Raw genomic sequence first — 8,070 nt, forward strand, 5'->3', positions numbered from 1 at the left:
ATAGGGTTTTAATAATAGATGAACTTGGATATATCCCTATATCAAAAGAAGAATCCTTAATGTTTTTCAAACTTATTAATGATAGATATGAAAAGAAGTCAACAATAGTAACAACTAATGCTGACTTCAAAGAATGGGGTAATATATTTTCTGATAATACATTAACTAATGCGATATTAGATAGGTTATTACACCATTGTAATGTTATTAATATTAATGGTAAATCTTATAGAGTTAGAGATTATTATCAAGAATAAGAACGACATTCTTATTTTGAGAAAATACTACATTTTTATATTGACATTAACACTTAAAAAAGTTCCTTCTCTTTTTAGAAAGAACTTTAAAGCTATTTGGGACTTTGATCCTTTTATGTGTCCTAATTGCAGTATTAAGCTTGAAGTTTATGAACTTTTTGTTTCTTCTGCTATTGGCCGACCTATTCATAAATTCTATAACCCTAATGGTCTATTATTTAAATAGGTATTTTTGTATTACTTAAATTTACTTATTAATTTTATTTTTTATAAACTGCGATTTTTTTTATATCAATCAATAAAAATATATACATCTTATTAGAATTCTAATTTCCTATATAATGAAAAAAAGAATACCCTAATGCAATAGTATTCTTCTTCAAAATCGAATATGAAAGAACTGTATCAAATCAGAAAAAATTATGAGAAGTATATGGGTAAAGAGATGGAGAGGTAATTCATTCTCCTTTTTGTCCTCTCAAAAAATCTATAATAGCCATTGCAATTTTTTTAGATAAAATTGGTGGAACGGCATTGCCAATCTGTTTAAATGCAGCTGTTCGTGAATGTTCAAAATAAAAATCATCTGGAAACCCTTGTATTCTAGCGGCTTCTCTTACTGTAATTGAACGATTCTGTCTTAAATCTGGATGAATATAGTAATGTCCATCTTTCGCAATATGAGCAACAACTGTATGACTAACAGAGCCATAATCCAAAGCTTTATATCTATCTAAAAAAGATGTTGTATTAGAATGAGTTTGCAGTTCTTCAGGAATATCGATATACCTTAAATTCTTACCTTTTTTCTTAGCTTTTAGTACCAATTTATATATCTTCAAATCATTTTCATTATGAGGTCTTGCAGCATGTTGTGTTAAAATATCATCTTTTTTACGAATATATTTTTCAACAAACTGACTTGAAACATCACAACGATACTTATGAGAACTTCCTCCAGACTTTATACTTGGTAAGTCCTCAAATAATTCTTTTATAGTTAGGGCCGCTTCAACATATTCAGCCAAGCAGTCAAAAAATGAGTTATTGAACACTAAATCTTTTCGATGTCCGATAAGTATTAAACGTTCTCTTTTTTGTACTACACCATAATTACTTGCATCTACTATTTGATAATCTACCTCATATCCACACTTATCAAATTCGCAAATTATTTTTGGCAAGAGCAACTCTCCTGATAAATCCTTAAAAGAGAGCAACCCTTTAACATTTTCAAAAACAAAGAACTTTGGTTTATATTTATCCAGAAAATCTAAATAATGTTTATACAGATAAATTCTTTTGTCAGTAGATTTTTTCGACTTGTTATTGGCTCTACCGATTGTAGAATATGCCTGACACGGTGGTCCACCAATAATACCATCTAACTCATTATTGCCTAATCTTTGGTCAATAAATTCAAAAATCGAAGGTATAGTATCTTTACTTATTTCCTTATTCAATATATCTTTAGTTAGATTTCTTGGTATAATCGAGTACAAATCATCTCTCGAGATTTTCCCTTGAATATATTCAAAATATGGAGATAGGTTATTTTCTTTTTTTAAATAGTAATATATGTTTCTTAATTCTAAAGAAGAGCAAGCATCTTTGTCCATTTCTATATGACAAATAAAATTATAATAGTCTTTATACCTAAATCCTTCGGTTAATCCACCCGCCCCTGAAAACACATCTACTATATTTAGCATAACCACACCTCCTTTCGTATTTGATTAAATCAATTATCATACACTTCTTTAATTTCTTCGTATTTATTTATAAATTCTTGATTAAACTTTTTTGCATCTCTTAACAAGTCTGAATATGATCTAATAAATAAATCACCACTTTGTTCTAATGAGTTTGCAGTAGTTCTAACTATAGGATCCATATCATATCTGTCAGACATCAAAAATGTTGTTACTTTATCCAACTTATAATATTTTTGAACAAAAATTTTATAATCTAATGCTTGATTTATTTCCTCTGTTTTAATTTTAATATTCGGTCTCTTCAATTCAATAATAATTAATTCACCATTTACTAAATTACAAAGAAAATCAATCCTACGATTACTGCCCTCTAGTGTTTCATCTGGAAACTTACTTTTTAAAATGCTACTATATGTTTTTTCTCTTTCAAATGTTGTAATTCTAGGATCTAAAATCCAAGGGAACTTTTCTAGAAATGGTTGAATTACTTTAGATTCACTCTCATTTCCATTAACATACTTTTCAAATTGTTCTATAGCTTTTATTCTACCAACTGCAACTTTTGCAAGCTCTTTAGCCTCTATATATTCCCAATCCGAAGTTATTTTTTCAACTTCATCAACCGTTAAATTCTCTTCTTTCAAGTTTTCTATATATGACTGAAAGCTCTCAAATTTATATAAATTTTTTAAGTTGTCCAAAACACGTTTAATTGATTCTATATCATCTGTTTCTGTGGAATTTGTTAATAATGTATCTTTAACTTTCTTTATACTACTTATCTCTGTTGGTGTTAATCCCTTAAAAAATGATTCATCTAAATTAATAAGTTCTTCTTTTTTCTTTCTCCTATTTTCTCTCCATAAAGATGATATTTTTGAAATCAACTTATTTAAATCATGTTTTAATTGAATTGTATTTTCATTTTCTTCCCAAAGGATTGACTGTCTAGCTGTAGATATATAATCCTCTTCATCTGAGTCATCTATAAAATCAATATTAAAAAATCCAGTTACATAGCTATTAAATCTATCATTTGCCCTATCATCAAAAAATACATTTTCTGAAGCCAATTTATTTCTAACATATAACAAAAAACCATTATCCTTTTTTCTTAAAGGAGTCGATTTAGTATATACCCTTCCAGTAATACCATGATTTTTTAGTCTTTTAAATTCTTCTACGCTATTAATATCATTTAAAAAGTCTTCTGGAAATTTCCATTCAAATTCTTTTTCTAACTTCTCAAAATAAATTGATTTTGTAATAGGTTGCTCTTGTTGTGAATTTTCATCAATGAGTTTAACCTCAAACTCGGCATCATAAAATGAAAATCTTCTGGACAAATTATATGCTAAATCCTCAATACCCATTATTGTACTTTGCTTAATTTCTTTGATTTTAACCACAGTCCCAGATTGTTCATTGGTATTTTCATTTTCACAAATCACTTTTGGCTTATATTCTGATTCACTTTCTGCTTTCATCTCATCATAATTAATACTAAAAGCATTTTTCACGCCATCTTTTATAGAATATACCTCTATAGTCTTTGCAATACCAAATACAGCTAATTTACCTAGCCCTTTCTTTCCTGTCACTTTTCTTTTTTTTACTTTAGAAACGCCTGTACCTTCAGCTTTTCTTCTGTTTCTACCGATTACCAAAAAATTCTGATTTAATTCATCATGGTTCATTCCTGTTCCATCATCTGTAACTGTTACTACCTTTTCATCATAGTTAATTTTTATCTCAACATTTTCAGCATCTGCATCGTAAGAATTTGAAATTAATTCAGCAATAACAGGAGGGAATGAACTATATAATTTTATCCCTAAATGATCAATTGTATTCTTATCAAATTTAATTTTAAATCCACTATTTTCCATAATATTACATCTGATAAAACTATCAGACCCTCCTTGTATAATAAACTTATATCATATTACTAGTCTCATATAATATATTAGTTGTTAATTTGATTATATATTTATTTATATATATAATATCCTTAATTAGATAGAGTGACATCGTTACTTCCTTGTAGCTTGACTTCATGCCTCTTCTGATAAAGTGTTTACGAATTAGTTAGATGTTGACACACTAGTGTACTTCGCATATAGAACAAGGTTGTTACTTTTATCAGCACTTGAGGACTTCTATCTAAAATATTTTATTGTAGGTGATTTTTATGTTTTATTTAGGTATTGATATTGCTAAAAATACCCATGTAGCATCACTTATTGATAGTAATGGTAATACAATTTTTAAATCTCATTCATTCTCTAATTCAATCGTTGGAATTAATTCTTTAATTGATAAATTAAACAACATTTCAACTAAAGATATTCTTATAGATCTTGAATCTACAGCCCATTATTGGCTTTCTATTTATTCATACCTAATTGAAAAAAAATATGAAATTATTGTAATTAATCCTATTCAAACAGATGGTTGGAGAAAAGCAACTGAAATTAGAAAACGTAAAACTGATGCTATTGATTCTTTATTAATCGCTGATTTTATACGTTATGGTAATTATGAGTCTACTTCTCTTTCTAATGAAAATTATTTAAATCTTCGTAATATGACTAGATTTAGACATTATCTAATAGAAGAATCATCTAGTTTAAAAAGAAAAATTATTTCTAATTTAGATCAAGTATTCCCTGAATATTCATCTTGTTTTAGCGATGTATTTGGACAAACTTCTAAAGAAATTCTTCTTAACTTTAATACTGCTGAAGATTTTAAAAACCTTAAAACTTCTGATATTAAAAAAATTCTTAAAACTATTACTTTAAAAAAATCAGCAGAACTTAAACTTAAAGATTTAAAAGAAATATCTAAAGATTCCTTTGGTATTAATTTTGCTCTTGATTCTTACTCTATTCAAATTAAATTACTTGAATCTAAAATCGAAAATATTGTTAATGAATTAAATACACCTATTCTTACTATACCAGGTATAGGTCCTATAACAGGAGTTATTATACTTGCTGAATTAGGTGATATTAACAAATTTTCAAGCGATAAAAAAATTGTAGCTTATGCTGGTCTTGATTCTACAATTACTCAATCAGGTAATTCTGATGGTCTTCATGGTCATTTAAGTAAACGTGGCTCTTCCCACCTCAGAAAAGCTTTATTTCAAGCTGCATTTGTAGCTTCATGTAATAATAATATTTTTAAAGACTTCTATGATTAAAAACTTAAAGAAGGAAAACATCACTTGGTTGCTATTAATGCTGTTGCTCGTAAAATGTGCTATGTGATTTATCGTATTTTAAAATACAATGAATCATTTGTAGATCAAAGATAAACTTCAAAAAAACAGCCTATTTTTAGGCCATTTTGTTATGCCTAAATTTAAGAGTAAAATATTAATTTTATTTCTAAATTTAGACTTGACTTTTAATAGTTAGTCTAATATCATATCGTTTCTATTATAGCATAATAATAGAACTTTTAATAGTATTATCTTCTTTTTTCCCACATTTCGAGAAATTTGATTAACTAAAACTATCTCAAACGCTGATAAATATTAGTGTTTTTTGGTCAAATATTTTAAAAAGTAATGGGCAATTTAGTATAATTATGATATAATATAAATAAAAAGAGGTTTTGTATATGTATCTAGAAAAATTTAAATCAGGAAACAAAATATATTTGTATAAAACTACTTCTATTTCTAATAATGAAAAGATTAGAATTCCTTTAGGAGAACTTAATAAATTAAAAGAAAAACTTAAAGATGTTACAGATGATCCAATTAAATATTTTGAAAATCTTTTTAAAGAAGAAAGAGATGCTAATTCTTTTGAAGAAATTACTACTACTTTTATTAATAGACCAATTTTCGATAACTTAATTGATAATATAGACTCATATTCAGATGAATCTAAAAACTTAGGTTGTATCTTCCTTTAAATAAGGTTCTTCAACTTGAAATATTTTCTAGAGTCATTGATCCTGCTTCTAAATTTTATGATTTTAAAAATAAAGAAAACTTTACTGAAAACTTTAATATATCTAAAGATGATATATATAATAGTTTAGATATATTATACAAATACAAAAATAATTTTATTGAATCTATTAGAGATAATATTAAAAGTTTAATTAACATAAGTAAAGAAAGACTTCATACCGATGGTTCTAACATATATGTATAGATGAAGTGGATGAAAATAATAATAAAGTACAAAAATCATTACTACAATATGGATATAGTAAAGAAAATAAGAAACTACCTATTGCTCAATTCATGTATGTTACTGATGCTAATGGTTTACCTCTTAACTTTAAAGCTTATGAAGGTTCTAAACCTGATGTATCTCTTTACAATGATTTCATTAATGAAACAAAGAAGATATACAATATTAAAAATAGCATATTAGTTGCTGATGCTGGATTTGTATCCAATGATAATATTGTTAAGACTATAGTTTCTGGTATGCATTACATATTTAAAGAATCTATGTTAAGGCTTAATAGAAGTGTATATAATTCATTTAAGAGTAATATATTATCTATGGTTGATGAACTTAAAAAAGAGAATCCTGACTTTAAAGGCTTTTACAAGAGTTTTAATATAGAAGTTCTTAGAAAAGTTACAGATATACATGGTAAGGTAAGAAGAGTTAATGTTACTCAAAAATATATATTTGTTTATTCAAAAAAACAAGATGAAAGATTATCTAGTTTAAGAATTAATGAACTTAAGAGAGTTGATGAACTAATAAATGATAAAAAGAAACTTGAAAAATATGAAGAAATTTCTGGATTTTCATTAATAATTACAGATTTAATAGATATGGATGATAAAGAAATAATAAAGGCATATAGAAATCAATATTTAGTTGAAGATGCATTTAAGAATCTTAAGAGTAGTTTTAGTATTAGACCTGTATTTTTAAAGAAAGAAGCAAGAATAAAGTCACATATGTTAATATGTTTCTTTCCTCTTCTTTTTACAAAGATTATATATTTAAAACTAAATAAAGAATATTCTATATCAAAGATACAAGAATGTATTCAAAAATTAAGATTATCTGATTGTCAAGGTAATAACTATAAAGATAATATACTTACTAAAAAAAATAACTGACATACTAGAAATAAAATTAAATAATAAATATATAAAAGGTGATGAAATTAGAAAAATATTTGGAAAACTAAAAAAAGATAAAGTTTGTCCATAAAAGAAGAACACTTTTTTACAAAAAAATAAGCTCTCAAACCCTCTATTTTAGAGGATTGGGAACGAGAGTATTGAAATAAGTCTGTAAATTCATTCAAACTTACTTTTATTTCAAAGACTCTTATGATATTTAATTTGTAAATAACTTAATATATTATAACTGTATTTTACAGCGTGTCAATACAGAGGGTAAGGTTTTTTTTAACCAAGCCCTCTTAATTTATTGATAAATTTCTTTAAATTTCTATACTTTCTCTTCCAAAATTAATGATTAACTCCATATAAATTTGGCCCCAATTTCTAATTGGTTGACTCCATTTTTTAGTAATAATTTCTGTAGCTAAATAAAGTGATTTAAATAATGATGTCTTACTTGGAAACACTACTCTTCCTTTATTTATTCTCTTATATGAAGAATTCAAAGACTCTATTGAATTCGTTGTATAAACTATCTTTCTTAATTCTTCTCCATATGAAAACATAGGAGAAATATTTTCCCAATTATCATACCATCTATCCATACATCCTTTATAAACTCTATTCCATTTTTCAGCCACTATATCTAATTGCATCTTAGCTTCTTCTTCTGTATTAGATGTGTAAATTAATTTAAGATCTTTCATAAAATCTTTTTTGTGTTTATATGATACAAATCTAAGAGTATTTCTTATTTGATGAATTATACATCCTTGCCAGTCTGTTTGTGGATATACTGCTGTTATTGCTTCTTTTATTCCTGTTAGTCTATCTGAACATAGAATAAGGATGTCTTTTACTCCTCTTGCTTTTAATGAACTAAGTACTGATAACCAAAGTTTTGAATTTTCAGCATCCCCTATCTCAATTGATAATACATCCTTTTTTCCATTAATATCTATACCTAATATTACATATG

At 26.2% G+C, this 8,070-nt stretch carries 8 protein-coding genes; 5 read left to right on the forward strand and 3 right to left on the reverse strand.

The window, feature by feature from the left end; genetic code table 11:
• Positions 1-257: ATP-binding protein (locus GM111_RS07790; RefSeq protein WP_197034537.1), on the forward strand; the 257-nt coding region annotated here is incomplete at its 5' end.
• A 458-nt stretch (positions 258-715) separates the two neighbouring features.
• On the opposite strand, the gene GM111_RS07800 is transcribed toward GM111_RS07790, so the two are convergent.
• Positions 716-1,969: a DNA cytosine methyltransferase gene (locus GM111_RS07800; protein WP_156300538.1), complete on the reverse strand. Its 1,254-nt coding sequence runs from the start codon at positions 1,967-1,969 to the stop codon at positions 716-718.
• 29 nt (positions 1,970-1,998) lie between these two features.
• Positions 1,999-3,861 carry an ATP-binding protein gene (locus GM111_RS07805; RefSeq protein WP_156300539.1) on the reverse strand — a complete coding sequence of 621 codons (1,863 nt, stop codon included), beginning with the start codon at positions 3,859-3,861 and terminating at the stop codon, positions 1,999-2,001.
• 302 nt (positions 3,862-4,163) lie between these two features.
• On the opposite strand from GM111_RS07805, the gene GM111_RS07810 reads away from it, so the two are divergent.
• From GM111_RS07810 to GM111_RS07825, 4 genes are all read left to right on the forward strand, one after another.
• Positions 4,164-5,180 (forward strand): IS110 family RNA-guided transposase, encoded by a 1,017-nt coding sequence (locus GM111_RS07810; protein ID WP_231479790.1) that lies wholly within the window; start codon positions 4,164-4,166, stop codon positions 5,178-5,180.
• 422 nt (positions 5,181-5,602) lie between these two features.
• A complete protein-coding gene (locus GM111_RS07815; protein WP_156300540.1) occupies positions 5,603-5,902 on the forward strand; it encodes a hypothetical protein in 300 nt (99 codons plus the stop codon).
• A complete protein-coding gene (locus tag GM111_RS07820) occupies positions 5,887-6,147 on the forward strand; it encodes a hypothetical protein (RefSeq protein ID WP_156300541.1) in 261 nt (86 codons plus the stop codon). The genes GM111_RS07815 and GM111_RS07820 overlap by 16 nt, the downstream gene beginning before the upstream one ends.
• A 5-nt stretch (positions 6,148-6,152) precedes the next feature.
• Positions 6,153-7,082: a transposase gene (locus tag GM111_RS07825; RefSeq protein ID WP_197034538.1), complete on the forward strand. Its 930-nt coding sequence runs from the start codon at positions 6,153-6,155 to the stop codon at positions 7,080-7,082.
• A 329-nt stretch (positions 7,083-7,411) separates the two neighbouring features.
• Here GM111_RS07825 and GM111_RS07830 read toward each other — a convergent pair.
• Positions 7,412-8,070, reverse strand: a 659-nt coding sequence (locus GM111_RS07830) for an IS256 family transposase (RefSeq protein WP_156300543.1), incomplete at its 5' end; no start/stop codon positions are given.

It is taken from the genome of Streptobacillus canis (genome assembly GCF_009733925.1).
Lineage (GTDB): Bacteria > Fusobacteriota > Fusobacteriia > Fusobacteriales > Leptotrichiaceae > Streptobacillus > Streptobacillus canis.

What these genes read in the sequence shown, in the direction of transcription:
- GM111_RS07800 (WP_156300538.1), bottom strand. Translation starts at nt 1,969, where the DNA reads ATGCTAAATATAGTAGATGTGTTTTCAGGGGCGGGTGGATTAACCGAA.
- GM111_RS07805 (WP_156300539.1), bottom strand. Translation starts at nt 3,861, where the DNA reads ATGGAAAATAGTGGATTTAAAATTAAATTTGATAAGAATACAATTGAT.
- GM111_RS07810 (WP_231479790.1), top strand. Translation starts at nt 4,164, where the DNA reads ATGTTTTATTTAGGTATTGATATTGCTAAAAATACCCATGTAGCATCA.
- GM111_RS07815 (WP_156300540.1), top strand. Translation starts at nt 5,603, where the DNA reads ATGTATCTAGAAAAATTTAAATCAGGAAACAAAATATATTTGTATAAA.